This window comes from Arthrobacter sp. MOO21, from assembly GCF_057369995.2.
Window position 1 is genome coordinate 3607166 of sequence record NZ_CM170671.2, and the last position, 19878, is coordinate 3627043.

Below are 19878 nucleotides of genomic sequence, written 5' to 3' on the forward strand. Positions count from 1 at the left end.
ATGGCACGCAGGCCCCTGACCACACTGTCCCTGCTGGCCGCCGCCGTGCTGGCCCTGGCCTCCTGCACGCCCGGGAATCCGGCGGAGGGACCAAAGACCATCAAGGTGGCCTACCAGAAGACGGACGCCTTCACTGCGCTGGACACCATGTTCCAGTCGGCCAAGAAAGAGTTTGAGGCCGCCCACCAGGGCGTCACGGTCGAGCTCCAGCCAATCCAGGCCAACGACGAGGACTACGGCACCAAGCTGGCTCTGGCCCTGCGTTCGCCGTCCACCGCGCCCGACGTCTTCTACGAGGACACCTTCAAGGTGCGTTCCGACGTCGACGCCGGCTACCTCCTGAAACTGGACAGCCGGCTTGACGCCTGGGCGGACTGGGGCAAGTTCGACGACGCGGCCAAGGAAGCGGGCAAGGCGGACGACGGCGGCACGTACGCGGTCCCGCTGGGCACCGACACACGGGCCATCTGGTACAACAAGAAGGTCCTGCAGGCGGCCGGCGTCGCCCTGCCCTGGCGTCCAGCCACCTGGCAGGACATCCTGGACACGGCCAGGAAGGTCAAGGCCAGTAACCCCTCCGTCATCCCGTTCAACATGTACGCCGGCAAGGGCACCGGCGAGGGAACGGTCATGCAGGGTTTCTATGAGCTGCTGTACGGCACCGGCGCCAGCCTCTACGACCAGGACTCGAAGAAGTGGGTGGTCGGTTCCACCGGCTTCACGGACTCGCTGACGTTCCTCAAGACGCTGTACAGCGAGAACCTTGCCGTTGCCCCGGCGGACGCCCTGGACCCGAACGTCTGGAAGAAAGTCTTCGGTGAATGGTTCCCGCAAGGGAAACTGGGAGCCACCGTGGAAGGGTCCTACTCGCCGTCGTTCTGGCAAAAGGGCGGCAGCTACGAGTGGCCCGGCTATGCGGAGGAGATGGGTGTTGCCCCGTTCCCCACGCAGAAGGGGCAGGCTCCGGGAGCTGTGAGCATGTCCGGCGGCTGGACGCTGGCGGTTGGTGCCGAAACCAAGCAGGCGGACCTTGCCTTCAGCTTCCTCACCACCGCGCTGAATGCAAAGAACTCGCTGGACTTCACCGTGGCAAGCTCGCAGATCGCCGTTCGCAATGACGTCGCCGCCGATGCCGGCTACCAGTCCGCCAACCCGTTCGTGAAGGACGTCTCAGCCCTGGTCTCCGTCACCCACTACCGTCCCGCGACGAGCGACTATCCGCGGATCTCGGCCGCCGTCCAGGAAGCCACCGAGGCCGTCATCACGGGCAGCAAGACCCCCGAACAGGCAGCCGCTGACTACGATGCCGCGGTCGCAGGAATCGTGGGCGGCGAGAAAACCGTCCGGAAGTAGCCGGTGCCGGCAACGCACCGGGCACGGCAGGTGGCCCGCTACCTGCCGGTCATCCCCGCCATCCTGCTGCTGGCCGTGTTCCTTGCGGGGCCCGTGCTGTGGGCCTTCCATGCGTCGCTGACCAACGCGGGGCTCACCGGCCGGAACGCCAGGAACCCGCAATGGGTGGGGCTGGAGAACTACCAGCGGCTGCTGCAGGACCCGGTCTTCCCGTTCTCGGTGGGGCTGACCGTCGTGTTCGTTGCCGGGTCGGCGATACTCGGCCAGAACCTGCTGGGGCTGGCGCTGGCCGTGCTGATGCGCCGCGCGCGTCCTGCCGTGGCCGCAACCGTGGGCACCGCCGTCGTGGCCGCCTGGGTCCTGCCGGAAATCGTGGCGGCATTTGCCGCCTACGCCTTCTTCAGCCGGGACGGGACGCTGAACCAGCTGCTGGGCGCCATGGGGCAGCCGGGAACCGACTGGCTGTATGCGGTCCCCATGGTGGCCCTGGTCCTGGCAAATGTCTGGCGCGGCACGGCCTTTTCGATGCTCGTCTACAGGGCGGCGCTGGGCGGTGTCCCGGCCGAACTGAGCGAAGCCGCGCACATGGACGGCGCCGGCCCGTGGCAGCGGCTGGTGTTCATCACGCTGCCGGTGATCAGGGGAAGCATTGCCACGAACCTGATGCTGGTCACGCTGCAGACCCTGGCAGTCTTCACCCTGGTCTGGGTCATGACGGCGGGCGGACCGGCCAATGCCAGCACCACCCTGCCCGTGCTGGCCTACCAGGAGGCCTTCAGGTTCGGCGACATCGGGTACGGAACCGCAGTGGCCGTTGTGCTGCTCCTTCTCGGCGCGGTGTTCGGGTTGGCCTACCTGCGCCTGCTGCGGGAACAGCGGCCGTGACCGCCCCCGTACAGGTCTTCCCGCAGGTGGCCAGGGCGCGCGGAGCCCGGCAGCGCGGCAGTGCCATGGCGGACGCGGTACTGCTGCTCATAGGTGCGTGCTTCCTGTTGCCGCTCCTGTGGCTGGTTTTCGGCTCCCTGGATGCGGCGGCCGGGCACGGGACCAGGGTTCCACAGCAACCCGTCCTGGACAATTTCGCTGCCGTCCTCACCCCGGACCTGCTGTTCCGTCCGCTGTGGAACAGCGTGCTGCTGTCCGCGGGCACCGGGACGGTGACCCTGGCCGCCGCCGTGCTGGCCGCCTACCCGCTTTCGCGGTACCGTTCCCGGTTCAACAGCCCGTTCATGTACGGCGTCCTGTTCGGCACGTGCCTGCCGGTCACGGCCATCATGGTGCCGGTGTACGGGCTCTTCGTCCAGTTGCAGCTCCTGGACTCCCTGCCCGCCACGGTGCTCTTCCTCGCCGCCACCAGCCTGCCCATGGCGATCTGGATGACCCGGAATTTCATGGACGCAGTGCCGCTGGCGCTGGAGGAGGCAGCCTGGATGGACGGTGCCTCGAGAATGGCCGCCCTGCGCACCATCGTGCTGCCGCTCATGCGGCCCGGCCTGGGCGTGGTGTTCATCTTCGTGTTCATCCAGGCCTGGGGGAACTTCTTCGTTCCCTTCGTTCTTCTCCTGTCCGAGGCCCGGCAACCGGCAGCCGTGTCCATCTTCAGCTTCTTTGGACAGCATGGAGCAGTTGCGTACGGACAACTGGCCGCATTTTCGATCCTGTATTCAGTGCCGGTCCTGGCCCTCTACGTCATTGTGGGGAGGGGTTCCGGCGCTGCCCTGGCCTTGTCCGGCGCGGTCAGGGGCTAGTCGATGTCCTCGACGACCACTCCAAAGGGAATGCTGTCGTCCAGGTGGGCCTGGTGGCCGGTGGCCCCGGGGTTGTAGACCACCCGGACGCCGTGCAGTTTTTCCGCCGCGGACTGCATCAGCACGGGCCTGACCGTGTCGATGAACAGCTGGCTCTTGTCGGCGAGAAACTCCTTGTAGCTGGCTGGAAGCTCAATCATGGCAAAAGGATAGACCTGCGGGCCCCGCAGGGGGAGGGGTCCCCATTGCAGGACCGGACGGTCCCCGGCTTGGATAGGATGGCGGCGGGACCCGGCCCGTGCGCCCATCACCATCACCAGGGGGAATACAGTGCTTTCGACCAGCGTGCCCGCACGAATCACACCAGCGGAGCTGGCCCGGGCACAGCAGGTGGTCGGCAACATTTCGCGCAGCTTTGACGCCAAGGTGGTGGGCCAGGCCAGGCTGCGGGAGTCACTCCTGGTAGGCCTGCTCACCGGCGGCCACATCCTGCTCGAAAGCGTCCCGGGACTGGCCAAGACCACGGCGGCGCAAACCGTGGCGGAGGCCGTCAGTGCCGAGTTCCGCCGGATCCAGTGCACCCCGGACCTGCTGCCCAGCGACATCGTCGGCACCCAGATCTACGACGCCGCCACAGGGACCTTCCAGACCCAGCTGGGACCGGTGCACGCCAACATCGTGCTGCTGGACGAAATCAACCGGTCCAGCGCCAAGACGCAGAGCGCCATGCTTGAGGCGATGCAGGAGCGCCAGACCTCCATCGGCGGCCAGGACTACCGGCTGCCCTCGCCGTTCCTGGTCCTTGCCACCCAGAACCCGATCGAGCAGGAGGGCACCTACCAGCTTCCCGAAGCCCAGATGGACCGCTTCATGCTCAAGGACGTGCTGGACTACCCTTCACCGGCGGAGGAAGCGGAGATCATCCGGCGGATCGATGCCGGGGTGTACGACCCAGGGCTGAAGCCCCCGGCGGCCGCATCACTGGACGCCATCACCGAAATCCAGGAACTGGTCCGCCGTATCTACATCGACCCCGCGGTGGTGAACTACATCGTGGGGCTGGTGTACGTGACCCGCAATGCCCACCAGTACATTGACGCCAGGCTGGCCGGGTTCATCGAATTCGGTGCCAGCCCCCGTGCCAGCATCGCCTTCAGCCAGGCCGCCCGCGCAGTGGCCCTGCTCAACGGCCGCGACCACGTCATCCCGGAGGACGTCAGGTCCCTGGCGCACCGGGTGCTGCGGCACCGGATGATCCTTAATTTCGACGCCGTGGCGGAACAGGTGCCGGTCGAGTCGGTGATCGACGCCGTCGTCGGCGCCGTCCAGACCCCCTAGGCCGCCAATGGCCAGCCTCCTCCAACGCGTGAAGTCGAACATGGCGATCTTCGCGCACCGCAAAGCCCGCGGCATGCTCGACGGCGAGTACGCTTCGGTCTTCCGGGGCCGCAGCCTCGACTTCGACGACCTGCGCGCCTACGTGCCCGGCGACGAAGTCCGTGACATCGACTGGAAGGCCACGGCCCGCCACGGCTCACCCCTGATCAGGCGCTACGTGGCCGTCCGCCGGCAGACGGTCCTCCTGGTGACAGACACGGGGCGGAACATGGCCGCCCATTCCCGGTCGGGGGAGACGAAGAAGGACATCGCCGTCCTCGCCCTTGGCGTCCTGGGCTACCTGGCGCACCGGCACGGCGACGCCGTGGGGCTGGTCTGCGGCGACGCCTCCGGCACGCGCACGCTGCCCGCCAAGGGAGGCGAAGCACACCTGGAGCGGCTACTTCGGCACATCGACTCCCACACCCGGCTGGACGCGCCCCCGAGCAGCATCGACGACCAGCTCGACTTCCTGGCGCGCACCATCAAGGGCCGCCACCTCCTGTTCGTGGTCGCGGACGAAATTCCTGCCACAGCCGCCACGGCCCAGATCCTCCGCAGGCTCCGGGCGCAGCATGAGGTCCTGTGGCTGACCATCCGTGACGCCAAGCTGGCACCAGCGCACCTCGCGCCGGGGACGGAGTCCTACAGCGTGGCCGACTCCTCCCTGCTTGTCGGGGAGCCAGCGTTGTCCGATGCTGTTGCGGCCGCCTATGCACACGCCACTGCACTGCGCGACGCAGGCCGGAAGACAATGCTCCGCAGCGCCGGGATTACCGAGGGCGAAGTGGCCGGCAGCCATGATGTCATCAGTGCGCTGTTCGCGCTCCTGGAAAGGCACCGCCGTGCAGGCTGACCCGGCCTACTACGGCCCGCTCCCGTACAGCCCGCTGTGGATGTGGTGCGGCGCTGCCCTGCTGGCCCTGGTGGCAGGCTGGTTCGTCTTCGTGTTCGCCACCACCCGGCCGGATCCGAAACCGAAGCGCACCCACACCGCGTTGACAGACCTGCCCGCGCTCAAAGCGGCCTACCTGCAGCGGATCAACGACGTGGAAGTGGATGCGGCCGGGGGACACCTCACTGCCCGCGAAGCACACCAGGAACTGAGCCTCCTGCTGCGCGGCTTCGTCCGGGACGCCACAGGGGTGGACGCCACCAGCATGACCCAGCAGGACCTGGCGCGGCATCCCCTCCCGGCGGCGGCCGCCGTCGTAGCCGTCCTCTACCCGGCCGAGTTCGGCCCGGACCCGCTGCCCCACGTTGGAACCTCCGCCGCACTGGCCTGCGAGGCGGTGCGGGCATGGACCTGATGTTCTGGTGGATGCTGCCACTGGCAGCCATCGCCGCAGCGGCCGCGGCGTGGGCGGCGCTGCGGCGCCGGGCGTGGAACGAACGACGCCGGCCCGTGGCACACGCCGACCGGCTCACCGCGCTGCCGGAATACCAGGCGGCCCTGCGGCGGCACCGGGCATGGCTGGCCGCGGCTGGCACAGCCTGTGCCGTCCTGCTCGTGACCACGGCTGTGGCAGCCGCGCGCCCAGTGGACGTCTCCACCGTCACGCCCGGGCTGCACAACCGCGACATCATGCTCTGCCTGGACGCCTCCGGTTCCATGAGCAGCGCCGACGCCGCCGTGGTGGACACCTTTGCTGAACTTGCCCGGAAGTTCGACGGCGAACGGATCGGCCTGACGGTCTTCGACAGCACCGCCATCCAGGTCTTCCCCCTGACCGATGACTACGCCTATGCGCAGGAACAGCTGAAGCTCGCATGGGACGCCTTCGACGGCAAACCCGGCAGCTCGGGTTTCCTGGACGGAACCAGGAGCGGCCGCGGCTCCTCCCTGATCGGAGACGGCCTGGCCTCGTGCCTCAACATCTTTCCGGGCGCTGCGGCACGGCGCACCGGCCCGGGCAGTGGGCAAAGCAGCGACCAGCACCAGCGCTCGCGGTCCGTAGTGCTGGCCACCGACAACCTCCTCTCCGGTGAGCCGATCATGACGCTGGACCAGGCAGCCAGGCTGGCCAGGGACCGTGCTGTCCGGGTCTACGCGCTGAACCCGGGCGACCTGGATTACGGCCGCGACCCGGACCAGCCCGGCGCGCAGCTGCGGGCCGCCGTGGAGGGCACGGGCGGCCGGTACTACTCCCTCGACAGTCCCGACGCTGTGGCCGGGATCGTGGCCGCCGTCGAGGACACCGAAACTGCCGGCATCCAGGGCGCCCCGCGGGCCGTCGTCTCGGACGTGCCCGGTGTCCTGCTGGTAACTGCGCTCCTGTCCGCCCTGGCGCTGTGCCTGGCGTCCTGGCGGCTGCATCCTGCACGGGCGCGCTTCCCGCGTTCGCTCCGCCAGCCGCGCAGGCCCCGGGTGCCGAAGGATTTCAGTTGGCCCCGCCGTGCGGCCATTGTCCTGCTGGTCCTGGCGGCAGCCCTGCGCCCAGGCCTTCCCGGCGGTACCGCCGAGGCCGCCAGCAGGGACCTTAACGTGTTCTTCGTGGTGGACACCACCACCAGCATGGTGGCCGAGGACTACGGCACCGGCGCCCCGCGGCTGGACGGCGTCCGGAAGGACATCATGGACATTGCCAAAGAGCTGCCGGGAGCGCGCTTCTCCGTGATCACCTTCGACACCAGCGCGCATGTCCGGATGCCGCTCAGCACCGACACCCTGGCGCTGCAAACGATCACGGACGTCCTTGAGCCGCAGGTGACCGCCTATGCAAAGGGGAGCAGCATCACCGCAGCCCGCCAGGTGCTGGCCGAACGGCTGACCGCAGCCCGCGACAGCCACCCCGGCAGGCCCCGGCTGGTCTACTACCTGGGCGACGGCGAACAGACCAGCGGCAGGGAACCGGAGGCCCTCAACCCCGGCGGCGGCCTGGTGGACGGGGGAGCAGTGCTTGGTTACGGCACCGCCTCCGGCGGCCGGATGAAGGTGAACACTGGAATGGAGGACGACGCCGGCGCGTCGGACGGCGGGGACGGCCAGTACGTGCAGGACACCGGGGGAGGGGCCGCCGTGTCCGTCATCGACGAAGGCAGGCTGCGGACCATCGCCGGGCAGCTCAACGTGCCCTACGTCCACCGTGCCGCCGGAGACCCCGTATCGCCCATGATGCAGCAGGCGCACCCCGCCGCTGCCGTGCACACCCAGGAGGACGGTTCGCTCGTAACGGATACCGAGCTCTACTGGATTCTTGCGGCCGGCGCCTTCCTGCTGGCCCTGCTGGAAGGCGTGGTCATCGTCCGCCAGCTTCGCAGGCTCCCGCGGCCCGGAGCCGCCGTGCCCGGGCCGGCCGCCCGGGGCAACGCGGCCATCGATCCCGGACGTGCCAGGGAGGTCCTCCGGTGAAGCCTCCAGTCCGCCGGCGCCGCCTGCTGCTGTGGTCGCTGCTGCCGGTGCTCCTGGTCCTGTGCGCGGCGGCCAAGCTCCTCAGCACGGGTATCCTGGCCGACCGTGCGGCGCAGGCCTTTGCTGCCGGGGACGCGGCCGCCGTCGGTTCCGCAGCGGCGGGGCTCGGCGTCGTCAACGTCCTCGAACCGTACAAGGCGCCGTTCGCCGCGGGGGACGCCGCTGTCCTCGCGGGGGATTTCGGCACCGCCCGCGCGGGATTCGAGCAGGCGCTCGCCGGCGCTCCCCGGGGTTCCGGGGACGAATGCCTGGTCCGGGTCAACCTGGTCCTGGTGATTGAACGCCTCGGCGACGACAAGCTCCGGGCGGAGGATCCGGCGTCGGCCGCTGCCCTCTTCCGGGAAGCGCTGGATGTCGCCGGGCAGTCCCCGGAGGGCTGCCTTGCCCCCGGCGCACCTGCCGGGGCGGGCGGACGCCTTGCGGATGCCAGCCAACGGCTGGCGGGCAAGCTCGACGCCGCCGGGCAGGCAACTGCCCCGAAGCAGGCGCCGCCGGCGGAACCGGCGCCCGGCGATCCTTCGAAGGAGGCCAACCAGGCCCAGCTGGAACAGCTTCAGGACAGCGCGCGGCAGGCGGAGCGGCAGCGGAACAGTGGCCGTGAAAGGGAGGAATACCTGGACAGGGATCCGGCCCCCGCGCCGGAACGCCCATGGTGAGGGCACGCCGGGCGAACAAAATTCTGCGGTGCAGGTAAAACAGGCCGTAAAACTGTGTCTTAATTCGGCAACCGAGTTGGACACCGCCTGCCACTGCCCATAGAGTCTTATACAAGTTACCGCGGTAACGTGTCAGCGATCCTCCGTTACGGAGGGTGTGGGTGCCCCCATGTGGGCCTGACATTTGCTCACGGAAAACTTCGTTCCAGGCGTAACAGTCGCGGCTGCGTCCTGTGGAGTTCTTCCGTGTTCCCCAAACTCAAATTCATTGCCGGGCTGGCGCCACTTTCGTGGCAGGCAGCACCCCAATGGCCCAAAGCCAAGGACGCAAATGTCACCACCAAGCCTTATTGAGACACATCCAAATCTTTCCGACGCCGCCCCCGTGGCGCTGTCCTACGAGTTGTTCCCACCCCGTTCCCCGGCTGCCGCCGAGACACTGTGGACCACCATCCGTGAACTCGAGACCACCGAGCCGGACTATGTCTCCATCACTTACGGCGCCAGCGGGTCCAACCGGGACACCGCCGTCGAACTCATCAACCGGCTCCTGCTCGAAACCACGCTCCGGCCATTGGCCCACCTGACCTGTGTCGGCAACACGCCGCAGGAACTGGCGGGGATCATCGGCCAGCTGCTGGACACCGGGGTGCGCGGCATCCTTGCCCTCCGCGGTGACCTGCCGAAGGACGGCCAGGTCACCGACGGCTCGCTCCGCTATGCCCAGGACCTCATCGAGCTCATCCGCCGGGTTGAGCAGCGGCGTTCGGCACTGCTGTGTGCGGGAAAAATCGCCGTCGGCGTCGCGGCCTACCCTGCACGGCATCCCGAATCGCCGAGCGAGGAGCACGACGTCGAGGTGCTGCTGGCCAAGCAGCGTTCCGGCGCCGACTTCGCCATCACGCAGGTGTTCTTCCACGCGGACCAGTACGCCGACCTCCTCACCAGGGCACGACGGGCCGGGGTCACCATCCCCATCATTCCCGGCGTGATGCCCCTGACCAGCCTCCGCCGGCTCAACCGCCTGGGTGAGCTGACCGGTGTGGAGCCCGCGCCGGAACTGATGGCCAAACTGGCTGCCGCCGACTCCGACCTGGAACGCCTGCGCATCGGCGTCAACGCCACCGTCGACCTTTCGAACGCGGCCCTGGACGCCGGCGCACCCGGCATCCACATCTACACCTTCAATGAGCACCAGAGCGCGCTGGAGGTGCTGGACAAGCTCGCCCTCCCGCGGCACCACCGGTCCAGCGCCCGCCGGGACATCGCGTCCCCCCAGCTGGCCAGCTAAGCACTGTCCCGCCAGCTGCCCGTACTCATCACGCCAGCCCGACGTCAGGGCTGCCCAAAAACCTAGGAATCTTCCATGCCTGAACTGACTGCACCCAAAAACACCCCGTTCCCGTCCGCCTCACTCCTCGGCTACCCCCGCATCGGCCGCCGCCGCGAACTCAAGAAGGCCGTCGAGGCCTACTGGGCCGGCAGGATCGACGCTGCCGAACTCGATGCCGCCGCCAAGGACATCCAGCTGGCCACCGCCAGGCGCCTGCAGGAACTCGGCCTGACCGAAGCGGCCGCCGTGCCCGGCACGTTTTCCTACTACGACCAGGTCCTCGACACCACAGCCCACCTGGGCGCCGTACCGGCCCGGTTCGGAAAGCTCCTCAACGCTGACGGACAGCTGGACATCGACGGCTACTTCACCCTGGCCCGCGGCACCGACGAACAGCAGCCGCTGGAAATGACCAAGTGGTTCGACACCAACTACCACTACCTCGTCCCCGAGATCGGCCCGGAGACGGAGTTCTCCCTGGCCTCCACCGCCAAGGTCGACGAGTTCTCGTTCGCCCTGGAAAACGGCATCGAGACCCGCCCCTACATCGTCGGCCCGGTCACCTACCTGCTGCTGTCCAAGGCTTCCGACGACGCCCCCGCCGGTTTCGCGCCGCTGTCCCGCCTCGAGGACATCCTGCCCGTCTACGTCCAGCTGCTCGAAAGGCTCGCCGCCGCCGGCGCCGGCTGGATCCAGCTCGATGAGCCGGCCCTGGTTGTTGACCAGGACACCCCGGCAACGGACATCGAAGCCGCCGTTGCCCGGGCCTACGAGGTCCTGGCCGGCACGGCCAACCGCCCGCAGATCCTCGTCTCCACGCCGTACGGTTCCCTCGACGCGCAGCTGGGCACCCTCGCCGCCACCAATATCGACGCCCTGCACATTGACGTCTTCAAGGGCGCCATTCCCTCCGCTGCAGCACTGGCGGGGCTGGGCAACAAGACCCTCGTCGCCGGCGTCGTGGACGGCCACAACATCTGGCGCAATGACCTGGCAGCCTCCGCCGCCAAGCTGGACCACCTGAAAGCTGCGGTCGGCAACCTCGCCGTCTCCACCTCCACCTCAACCCAGCACGTGCCGCACGACGTCGCCGAGGAGACCCAGCTGCCTGGGCAGCTCCGCAGCTGGCTGGCGTTCTCGGACCAGAAGGCCGTTGAGGTCAGGACCCTGGCGTCCTACCTGGCGGACCCTGCCTCCGCTAAGGCTGCCATCGACGAGGTGACCGCCGTGATCGCTTCCCGTGCCACGGCCGACGGCGTGCGCCGGGCCGACGTGCGCGCCCGCACCGAAGCCCTGACCGCCGCCGACTTCACCCGCTCCGAGTACGCGGTCCGTGAAGCCGCGCAGGAGGAAGCACTGCACCTGCCGCCGCTGCCCACCACCACCATCGGCTCCTTCCCGCAGACCTCTGGGATCCGCTCCGCCCGTGCCCGCAACACGAAGGGCGAGCTCAGCGACGAACAGTACGAGCAGCTCATGAAGGACGAGATCAAGCGCGTCGTGGACCTGCAGGAGGAGCTGGGCTACGACGTCCTGGTGCATGGCGAGCCCGAGCGCAACGACATGGTCCAGTACTTCGCCGAGAACCTGGAAGGCTTCGACGTCACCGTCCACGGCTGGGTGCAGTCCTACGGCTCCCGCTGCACGCGTCCGTCCATCCTCTGGGGTGACGTGACCCGCAGCGCCCCCATCACGGTCAAGTGGGCAGAATACGCACAGTCGCTGACCGCCAAGCCGATGAAGGGCATGCTCACCGGTCCGGTCACGATCCTTGCCTGGTCCTTCGTCCGCGACGACCAGCCGCTGCGCGAGACCGCGAACCAGGTTGGCCTGGCCCTGCGTGACGAGATCGCCGACCTCGAAGCCGCCGGCATCAGGATCATCCAGGTGGACGAGCCCGCCCTGCGTGAACTGCTCCCGCTGCGCAAGGCAGACCACGCCGACTACCTGAAGTGGTCCGTGGACTCCTTCCGCCTGGCCACCGCCGGAGCCGCCGACGCCACCCAGATCCACACGCACCTCTGCTACTCGGAGTTCGGCGTGATCATCGACGCGATCGACGGCCTGGACGCCGACGTGACCTCGATCGAAGCGGCCCGGTCCCGCATGGAGGTCGTCCACGACCTCGAGTCCCACGGCTTCGGCCGCGGCGTCGGCCCGGGCGTCTACGACATCCACTCACCGCGTGTGCCCGGCGAAGCCGAGGTCACGGAACTGCTCGCCACCGCGGTGAAGCATGTCCCGTCCCGCCAGCTCTGGGTCAACCCGGACTGCGGCCTGAAGACCCGCGGCTACGCCGAGACGGAAGAATCGCTGCGCAACCTGGTCAAGGCAACCGAGGCGGTCCGCGCGGGCCTGCTGGAAGCAGCGAAGTAAGCAGGCAGAGAAACGAACGCCGGCTGGTCACCTCGGTGACCAGCCGGGCGTTGCGTTTTAAAGGGCGGGTTCAGGACTCCCAGACGATTTCGTCGTCCACCACGCCGTCTTCATCCGCCGACGCCACCAGCACCTCATCCGTAAAGTGCTCGCCCAGGGTGAAGTCCATGACGAAGTAGCGCTCCGGCTGGCCCGGGTAGATCCCCACGTGGCCCAGCTTCAGTGCCTTCAGGAAGACCTCGTTGGTGAGCTGGCTGCGGTCCTGGACACCGAACACCTTTTGCAGGTGCTCGTCCTTGAGGGCATTGCAGTGGAAGTGCAGGTACTCCTGGGGGCTGGTGCCTTCCTGTTCCAGTTCCTCGGCGATCATGTCGCGCACCTCGTCCACCAGTTCGGGCAGGAACCGCAGCCGGTAGTCCACCTTGCGGAGTGCGGCTTCATCGAAGTGGTCGTGGGCGGTGATGTTCAGGTCGAGTTCCAGCGGGTGGCCGCGCAGCTCGTGCTTGGCGGCGATGAAGTGATCCCGGCCGTGGTTGAGCTCGATCTCTCCAAAGTGCTGGCTCGCTACCTTGTTCATAGTCTCAACATAGACCCGAAGTGCAGACCATTCCAGCGTTCCGGCCTAATTCACCGACGTGCGCATCCCGGCGAGTGTTTCTGCCAGCAGATCCACGAACAGCTGTACCCTGGCCGTCTTCCTGTCGTTGATCAGCAGGGCAAAGACGTTGCGTGCCAACCGGATTTCCGGCACGTCCAGCACCACGATTCCCTGCGGTTTGTTCCGCAGGGCCAGTTCCGGGACAAGGGCGGCACCCAGGCCCGCGGCGGCCATCTCCAGGCTCGCGTGGAAATCGTCGCTGTGCGCCACCACCCGCGGATGCAGGTTGCAGCCGGCGAAGAGCCGTTCGATGACCATCGCGTCGCTGGTGCCGGGGTGGTGCATGATCCAGGGCATCTCCGAGAGGTGGTCCGCGGCCACCTTCGCATCGGCGCGGAAGCCCCAGCCCGCGGGCAGCACCACCCGGAAATCGTCGTCGCCGATCCATTGCCGGTTGATGGTGTTGGGCCAGGCGAACCCGGTCTGCCCCACCTGGAACACGACGGCCAGGTCCAGGTCACCGCCCGTGCGGAGGCCCTGGATGGTCTGGCCGGGCTCTGCCACTGACACCCGCAGGTCGATGCCCAGGTTCTTCCACGCGGGGTTCTTCAAAATGCGGGGCAGGACGTAGGTGGCCAGGCTGGGAAAGATCCCCAGCCGCAGTTCCTGGCTTTCGGTGTCCTTCGCCCTGGACGCGGCGGCCATCAGCGCCTCGATGTCCGTGAGCACTTTGGCGGCATGGCGGGTCATGACGACGGCGGCTTCCGTGGGGACCACGCTGCGCGCCGAACGCTGGAAGAGGGTTACGCCCGTCTCCCGTTCCAGCGCCGTCATCTGTTGGGAAACAGCGGAGGCCGTGTAACCAAGCGTCGCAGCCGCCGCCGCGAACGATCCCAGCCGTGTCACTTCCAGCAGGGTTTTCAGATGCACCGGATTCACCACCAGCCCACAGTACTCCGCCGCCTTCCGGCGAAGAAGCTGCAACGCGCACCCATCCGGTGGCCACCGCGTGCCGAATTGCCCTCTGTATACCCATCACGGGCAAATGTTCAGCAGAGGAGCATCAGTTGTCATCCAATCCAGCAGCAAGTGCAGGAGGACGCCGGCGCATCGCCGTGATCGGCAGCGGCGTGGCAGGACTCACGGCGGCCTACGTGCTCAACCGGGAGGACGACGTCACCCTTTTCGAAGCCGATTCCCGGCTGGGCGGCCATGCCCACACGCACGACATGCCGCAGCCTGACGGGACTGTCCTCGGCGTCGACACCGGTTTTATCGTGCACAACGAGCGCACGTACCCCACCCTGCTGCGGCTGTTTGCCGAGCTCGGCGTGGAGACCCAGGACTCCGAGATGAGCATGTCCATCCGCTGCGACGGCTGCGGGCTGGAGTACGCCGGTGCACGAGGGGGCGCCCGCGGGATCATCGCCCGGCCGTCCAGCCTGCTGCGTGGCCGCTACCTGCTGATGCTGCTGGAAGTCACCCGTTTCTACCGCAAGGCGCGCGAACTGCTCAAGGCGGCGCCGCCGTCGGCCATCAGCACTGAGGTGGAGGTCCCGGAACTGACGCTTGGCGAGTTCCTGGAACGGGAAAAATTCAGCCCGTACTTCATCTCCCACTTCATGACCCCCGTGGTGAGTGCGGTCTGGTCCTGCGATCCCACCACCGCCCTGGCCTATCCGGCCCGTTACCTTTTCACGTTCCTCGGCCACCACGGCCTGCTGGGCATCAAGGGCTCTCCCCAGTGGCGCACAGTCACCGGCGGCTCGGCCCGGTACGTGGAGAAGCTCGCCGCAACGCTGAACGACGTCCGGCTCAACGCTTCCGTTACCGCCATCCGGCGGCTGCCCGAAGGAGTGGAGCTGGCAACCGCGGACGGGCTGGAACACTTTGACGCCGTCGTGATTGCCACCCATCCCGCCCAGGCACTCGGGTTCCTGGCCGACGCGACGCCCGGAGAGAAGGAAGCGCTCGGCGGGATGCCGTACTCGGTGAACCACACGGTGTTCCACCAGGACCCGGCTGTCCTGCCCGCAGCGGATAACGCCAAGGCCTCGTGGAACTACCGGCTGCCATCCTGCGACGCCCGCCCGGACAAGGTCCTGGTCAGCTACGACCTGACCCGGCTGCAACGGCTGGTACCCGGTGACGGCCGGCGCTATTTGGTGAGCCTGGGGGAGTCGGAACTGATCTCCGATGACGCTGTCCTCGAAAGGATGGTGTACGAGCACCCGCAGTACACCCCGGAATCACTGAAGGCCCAGCAGGCCATCACCGCCCTCAGCGACGGCCGGATCGCGTACGCGGGGGCCTACCTGGGCTGGGGTTTCCATGAGGACGGCGCGCTCTCCGGTGTCCGGGCGGCCGAAAAGCTTGGACGCACCTGGCCGGCCGCCAGGCCGCAAGGCCCGCAGCACAGCTCCGGTGACGGCGAACGGGAACTGTTGTCCGCGGCGGAGGCTGCATGAGCAGCGGGCGCACCATGTCCACCAGTGCAGCCATCTACCGCACCTCGATCTCCCACGTGCGGCACTCCCCGCTGAAGAACGCCTTCACCTACCGCAGCTACAGCTGGTTTGTCGACGTCGACCGCCTGCCGCGCCTGCCGCTCCCGCTCCGGCCCCTGGCGGTCTTCCGCGCCGCCGACCATCTCGGCGATCCGGACGCCAGCATCCGGTCCAACGTGGAGCGATACCTGCAAACCCAGGGCATCGAGCCCGACGGCGGTCCCATCCACATGCTGGCCAGCGCACGGGTGTTCGGCTACGTCTTCAACCCGCTGACCCTGTTCTGGTGCTACCGCTCCAGCGGCGAGCTCCAGTGTGTGGTGGCCGAGGTCCACAACACCTACGGCGAGCGGCACTGCTACCTGCTGCAGACGGACCCCGCGGGGCGCGCCTCCGTTCCGAAAGCGTTCTACGTGTCGCCCTTCAACGACGTGGACGGGCACTACCGGATGAAGCTGCCCGCCCCCGGCGAACGGCTCGCCGTCTCGATCGTCCTGGAACGTGTTGGGCACCGGCCGTTCGTCGCCACCATGGATGGCACGCGCCGGCCGGCAACGGTCCGCAACATCCTGGCTGCGGCATGCGCCGTGCCGGCCGCGCCACTGCTGGTATCCGCCCTGATCAGGGTGCAGGGCGTTAAACTCTGGGCACGGCGCCTGCCCGTCGTCGCAAGACCACACCACCCTTCACAGGAGGCAGTTCAATGACAATGACGGACGACAACGGAACCACGACGGCGGCCGCCTCCGGGAGCGTCCCGTACACAGTGCCGCGCCCTCCCGCGGTCATCGATGCTGCGGTCTGGCCGGGCATCGCAGCGCTTCCGGCCGGATTCAGGGCCGACGTTGCGGCGCGCATTGCCGCCGGCATCTTCAAGGCCGCGGTCCGCCATCTTCCGCTGGAGGTAAGGTACCCCGACGGCGAGGTCCTGGGATCCGCGCCCGCCGGCGCGCCCGTTATGACCATCCACCGGCCCGGTGACTTCGCCCGCCGCCTGGGCGACGGCGGCCTGATCGGATTCGGCGAGTCCTATATGGCAGGCGACTGGGACGCGGACAACCTCACCGCTGTCCTTGAAGTCTTTGCTGCCCGGGCCGGGACCCTGGTCCCGGAGCCGCTGCAGAAACTGCGCGCTCTGTTCCTGCCGCGCCAGCCACGCAGCGAACGCAATTCCCTGGAGAACACGCGTTCCAACATCTCCAGGCACTACGACCTCTCCAACGAACTGTTCGCCACGTTCCTCGACCCCACCATGTCGTACTCCAGCGCACTGTTCCCGTCCGCGGAAGGTGCCGTCCGCAACTCCGGCCGGGACGGCTTCGCCGCCGCCCAGCAGGCGAAGATCGACCGCCTGCTGGACAAGGCCGCCGTCGGGCCCGGAACCCGGCTCCTGGAGATCGGCACCGGCTGGGGCGAGCTGGCCCTGCGCGCCGCCGCCCGCGGCGCCACCGTCTATTCGGTGACGCTGTCCAGCGAACAGCAGGAACTCGCCCGGAAACGGGTCGCCGAGGCCGGGTATACCGACGCCGTCACGATCGAGCTTAAGGACTACCGCGCGGTTGAAGGCGAGTACGACGCCGTGGTCTCGGTCGAAATGATCGAAGCGGTGGGCTACCAGTACTGGGCCACCTATTTCCAGACCATCGAGCGGCTCCTGGCGCCGGGCGGCAAGGTGGCCATCCAGGCCATCACCATCGCCCACGACCGCCTCCTGGCCACCCGCACCGGATACACCTGGGTGCACAAGTACATCTTCCCGGGCGGGGTGATCCCCTCGGTGCGGGCCATCGAGGAAGTCACCGAGCAGCAGACCGGGCTGCAGGTGCGCGAACGGCTGGCCTTCGGCGAGCATTACGCCGAGACCCTGCGGCTGTGGGAGGAGCGCTTCATGGAGAGGCAGGAAGAGGTTTCGGAGCTGGGCTTCGATGCAGTCTTCCAGCGCATGTGGCTGTTCTACCTCTGCTACTCCAGGGCAGGTTTCGCATCCGGCTACCTGGATGTCCAGCAGATCGTGCTGGACCGGAAGAGAAGCGCACCCGGGCGCGGGGCCGCGCTGTGACGGCTGCCCTGGCGGAGACCATCGCCGATGCCCTCCGGCCCGTGGTCGGCGGGGACCTGCCCGTCCGCCTGAAGGTCTGGGACGGCTCCGAGGCAGGACCCGCCGACGCTCCCGTGGTCCGGCTCAACAGCCCCGACGCCATCCGGCGCCTCCTGTGGGCCCCGGGGGAACTGGGCGCAGCCCAGGCGTACGTTACCGGTGAGCTGGACATCGACGGCGACCTCAATTCGGCCCTGCAGCAGCTGTGGGAGGTGGTGCGCCGGCGCCGCCTGTCCGGGATCCGGCCCACCCCCGCTGTGATCGCCGGCATCGGAAGGATCGCCCGGGCGGCCGGCGCGCTGGGCACCCCGCCCGCGCCGCCGGCCACGCAGGCCAAAGTCTCCGGACGCCTGCACAGCCTGATCCGCGACCGTGCGGCGATCAGCCACCACTATGACCTCAGCAACGATTTCTACGGATTGATCCTGGACCCGCAGATGGCCTACTCCAGCGGCTACTGGACCGAGGCTCCGGGGCCTGGATACGGCGTCGAGGATGCCCAGCGCGACAAGCTGGACCTGGTGTGCCGGAAGATCGGCCTCACACCCGGCATGCGGATGCTGGATGTCGGCTGCGGCTGGGGTTCCCTGAGCCTGCATGCCGCACGGCACTACGGCGCCAGAGTTGTGGGTGTCACGCTGTCCGTGGAACAGAAGGCCTTCATTGACGGCCGGATCCGGGAGCACGGACTGGAGGACCGGGTGGAGATCCGGGTGCAGGATTACCGCGAGATCCCGGACGGGCCCTTCGACGCCGTCGCCTCCCTGGAAATGGGGGAACACGTGGGGCAGAAGAACTACCCCATCTATGCCAGGGCGCTGTTCGACAACCTGGTGCCGGGCGGCAGGGTCCTGGTCCAGCAAATGTCGCGCCGCGGCCGGCACCCCGGCGGCGGCCCCTTCATCGAGTCCTTCATTGCCCCGGACATGCACATGCGTCCCGTGGGGGAGACACTGGACTTCCTGGAAGGCGCAGGCCTTGAGGTGGAGAGCGTCGAGGGAATGCGCAGGCACTACGTGCACACCCTGGAAGCCTGGTACGCCACGTTCGAGGAAAACCAGGAACGCGCCGAGGCCATGATGGGTCCGGAAGTCGTCCGGGTGTGGCGGCTGTACCTGGTGGGTGCCCTCCGGAGCTTTGCCGAGGGGCGGATGGGGGTGGAGCAGATCCTCTGCAGCAGGCCCGCCCCGCTCTAGCGGGCCCCGCCGCCCAGGCATCCTCGCCCGGGCGTGCGTTTAGTCACCCATGGGGGTTCCGGAGGTCACTCCGGGGCCCCTTTTTGGTGCCTGCGGGGCGCCCAGGCCGGGGGCGCGACACGCCGTCTTTTCCGCGACACGCTGGCCGTTAAATGTGGCTAAGTACTCCACAGGATGTGGATTCCGTCCGCAAAAACGCCGGGATTCCGGACATTTTGAAGGCTCCTCCCTGTGGATTAAAGGTGCATTAAATGACATACTTGTAATACATCATCTTGGGGTTCCGAAGAGGCGCCTGCACTACATGTAGTATCTACATACAGCTTGGACGGGGACACCGAACCAGCGAAGATTTCGACTAAGGGGACAGCGACAATGACCGTAACGGTTTACACGAAGCCTGCTTGTGTTCAGTGCAACGCCACCTACCGTGCTCTCGACAAAAAGGGCATCACCTACCAGAGCGTGGACATCTCCCAGGACGCCGAGGCCCTCGAGCGCCTGAAGGCACTTGGCTACATGCAGGCACCCGTTGTGGTCACGGACCAGGACCACTGGTCAGGCTTCCGCCCCGACAAGATCGAGGAACTTGCCCTCTCCGCTGTCACCTCCGTGGCCTAGGAGCCACATCTTTCCAACCGGCAACCGTCAACCAGCTGAGGTGACTCCCATGGCATCACCCACAGCGCAGCAGGACCACGTGGCTTCACTACACGCGGCTTCACTACACGCGGCTCAGCGCGTGGGTGTGTCACAGCCGGCCGGTCCGCAAAGTGACCCGGAACCGGTCCGAACCAGCAGCCGGCTCATCTACTTTTCCTCGGCATCCGAGAACACCAGCCGCTTCGTCTCGAAGCTGGGCCGCGAGGTGGCCCGGATCCCGCTCTATGCGAAGGACGCACCCCTTCTTGCCACCCGGCCGTTCGTGCTGGTGGTGCCGACGTATGGCGGCACCGGGGGAGAGGGGTCCGTTCCCAAGCAGGTCATCCGGTTCCTGAACAACCCGCAGAACAGGGAGTTGCTCCGCGGGGTCATCGGGGCCGGGAACACGAATTTCGGGGACAACTACTGCCTGGCAGCGGACATCATCGCCGCCAAATGCCAGGTGCCCCACCTTTATCGATTTGAACTAATGGGCACGCCAGAAGACGTGGCCCGCGTAAACAAGGGATTGGACACGTTTTGGACACGACTGTCGCAGACACAGAAGTAACCAGGGCCCAG

19 protein-coding genes are annotated in these 19878 nt (G+C 67.5%); 16 read left to right on the top strand and 3 right to left on the bottom strand.

Annotated features, from left to right (window positions below; genetic code table 11):
- From AC2JAJ_RS16785 to AC2JAJ_RS16795, 3 genes are all read left to right on the top strand, one after another.
- On the top strand, window positions 1-1353 hold the full coding sequence (locus AC2JAJ_RS16785; RefSeq protein WP_486415124.1) for an extracellular solute-binding protein: 1353 nt from the start codon (window positions 1-3) through the stop codon (window positions 1351-1353).
- Window positions 1354-1356: 3 nt separating this feature from the next.
- Entirely contained in the window at window positions 1357-2238 is an 882-nt protein-coding gene (locus AC2JAJ_RS16790; protein WP_501053209.1) for an ABC transporter permease subunit, read from the top strand.
- Window positions 2239-2303: 65 nt separating this feature from the next.
- The gene (locus tag AC2JAJ_RS16795; protein ID WP_473697563.1) at window positions 2304-3101 is read left to right on the top strand and encodes a carbohydrate ABC transporter permease; all 798 of its coding nucleotides are present in this window, start codon (window positions 2304-2306) and stop codon (window positions 3099-3101) included.
- Here AC2JAJ_RS16795 and AC2JAJ_RS16800 read toward each other — a convergent pair.
- Window positions 3098-3301, bottom strand: coding sequence for a hypothetical protein (locus tag AC2JAJ_RS16800; protein WP_221385854.1), 204 nt, complete (start codon window positions 3299-3301; stop codon window positions 3098-3100). The genes AC2JAJ_RS16795 and AC2JAJ_RS16800 overlap by 4 nt on opposite strands.
- Before the next feature lie 130 nt (window positions 3302-3431).
- On the opposite strand from AC2JAJ_RS16800, the gene AC2JAJ_RS16805 reads away from it, so the two are divergent.
- The 7 genes from AC2JAJ_RS16805 to metE all read left to right on the top strand — a co-directional run bounded on the left by AC2JAJ_RS16805 (window position 3432) and on the right by metE (window position 12255).
- Window positions 3432-4439, top strand: coding sequence for an AAA family ATPase (locus AC2JAJ_RS16805; protein WP_486415122.1), 1008 nt, complete (start codon window positions 3432-3434; stop codon window positions 4437-4439).
- 7 nt (window positions 4440-4446) lie between these two features.
- Complete coding sequence (locus tag AC2JAJ_RS16810; RefSeq protein ID WP_486415121.1) at window positions 4447-5334, top strand: DUF58 domain-containing protein; 888 nt, start codon at window positions 4447-4449, stop codon at window positions 5332-5334.
- Window positions 5324-5788: a hypothetical protein gene (locus AC2JAJ_RS16815; protein ID WP_486415120.1), complete on the top strand. Its 465-nt coding sequence runs from the start codon at window positions 5324-5326 to the stop codon at window positions 5786-5788. Before AC2JAJ_RS16810 ends, AC2JAJ_RS16815 begins: the two co-directional genes overlap by 11 nt.
- Entirely contained in the window at window positions 5779-7830 is a 2052-nt protein-coding gene (locus tag AC2JAJ_RS16820; RefSeq protein WP_501053210.1) for a VWA domain-containing protein, read from the top strand. The genes AC2JAJ_RS16815 and AC2JAJ_RS16820 overlap by 10 nt, the downstream gene beginning before the upstream one ends.
- Window positions 7827-8546 (top strand): hypothetical protein, encoded by a 720-nt coding sequence (locus AC2JAJ_RS16825; RefSeq protein WP_486415118.1) that lies wholly within the window; start codon window positions 7827-7829, stop codon window positions 8544-8546. Before AC2JAJ_RS16820 ends, AC2JAJ_RS16825 begins: the two co-directional genes overlap by 4 nt.
- Window positions 8547-8877: 331 nt before the next feature.
- Complete coding sequence (locus AC2JAJ_RS16830; protein ID WP_501053212.1) at window positions 8878-9837, top strand: methylenetetrahydrofolate reductase; 960 nt, start codon at window positions 8878-8880, stop codon at window positions 9835-9837.
- A 75-nt stretch (window positions 9838-9912) separates the two neighbouring features.
- A complete protein-coding gene (gene metE, locus AC2JAJ_RS16835; protein ID WP_486415117.1) occupies window positions 9913-12255 on the top strand; it encodes a 5-methyltetrahydropteroyltriglutamate--homocysteine S-methyltransferase in 2343 nt (780 codons plus the stop codon).
- 70 nt (window positions 12256-12325) lie between these two features.
- Here metE and AC2JAJ_RS16840 read toward each other — a convergent pair whose 3' ends face one another.
- Both AC2JAJ_RS16840 and AC2JAJ_RS16845 read right to left on the bottom strand, forming a co-directional pair.
- Window positions 12326-12832, bottom strand: a complete 507-nt coding sequence (locus AC2JAJ_RS16840) for a DUF2004 domain-containing protein (protein WP_221385861.1) — start codon at window positions 12830-12832, stop codon at window positions 12326-12328.
- A 45-nt stretch (window positions 12833-12877) separates the two neighbouring features.
- Complete coding sequence (locus AC2JAJ_RS16845) at window positions 12878-13795, bottom strand: LysR family transcriptional regulator (RefSeq protein WP_486415116.1); 918 nt, start codon at window positions 13793-13795, stop codon at window positions 12878-12880.
- Between the two features lie 125 nt (window positions 13796-13920).
- Between AC2JAJ_RS16845 and AC2JAJ_RS16850 the strand changes: the two genes are divergently transcribed.
- The 6 genes from AC2JAJ_RS16850 (at window position 13921) to nrdI (ending at window position 19867) form a co-directional block, all read left to right on the top strand.
- Window positions 13921-15321, top strand: coding sequence for an NAD(P)/FAD-dependent oxidoreductase (locus tag AC2JAJ_RS16850; protein ID WP_486415115.1), 1401 nt, complete (start codon window positions 13921-13923; stop codon window positions 15319-15321).
- A 14-nt stretch (window positions 15322-15335) separates the two neighbouring features.
- Window positions 15336-16067 (top strand): DUF1365 family protein, encoded by a 732-nt coding sequence (locus tag AC2JAJ_RS16855; protein ID WP_501053481.1) that lies wholly within the window; start codon window positions 15336-15338, stop codon window positions 16065-16067.
- The gene (locus AC2JAJ_RS16860; protein ID WP_486415114.1) at window positions 16064-17419 is read left to right on the top strand and encodes a class I SAM-dependent methyltransferase; all 1356 of its coding nucleotides are present in this window, start codon (window positions 16064-16066) and stop codon (window positions 17417-17419) included. The genes AC2JAJ_RS16855 and AC2JAJ_RS16860 overlap by 4 nt, the downstream gene beginning before the upstream one ends.
- Window positions 17416-18654: a class I SAM-dependent methyltransferase gene (locus AC2JAJ_RS16865; RefSeq protein ID WP_486415113.1), complete on the top strand. Its 1239-nt coding sequence runs from the start codon at window positions 17416-17418 to the stop codon at window positions 18652-18654. Before AC2JAJ_RS16860 ends, AC2JAJ_RS16865 begins: the two co-directional genes overlap by 4 nt.
- 375 nt (window positions 18655-19029) lie before the next feature.
- Window positions 19030-19275: a glutaredoxin-like protein NrdH gene (nrdH, locus tag AC2JAJ_RS16870; protein WP_043451057.1), complete on the top strand. Its 246-nt coding sequence runs from the start codon at window positions 19030-19032 to the stop codon at window positions 19273-19275.
- A 121-nt stretch (window positions 19276-19396) separates the two neighbouring features.
- The gene (gene nrdI / locus AC2JAJ_RS16875) at window positions 19397-19867 is read left to right on the top strand and encodes a class Ib ribonucleoside-diphosphate reductase assembly flavoprotein NrdI (RefSeq protein WP_486416778.1); all 471 of its coding nucleotides are present in this window, start codon (window positions 19397-19399) and stop codon (window positions 19865-19867) included.
- Window positions 19868-19878 lie beyond the last annotated feature (11 nt).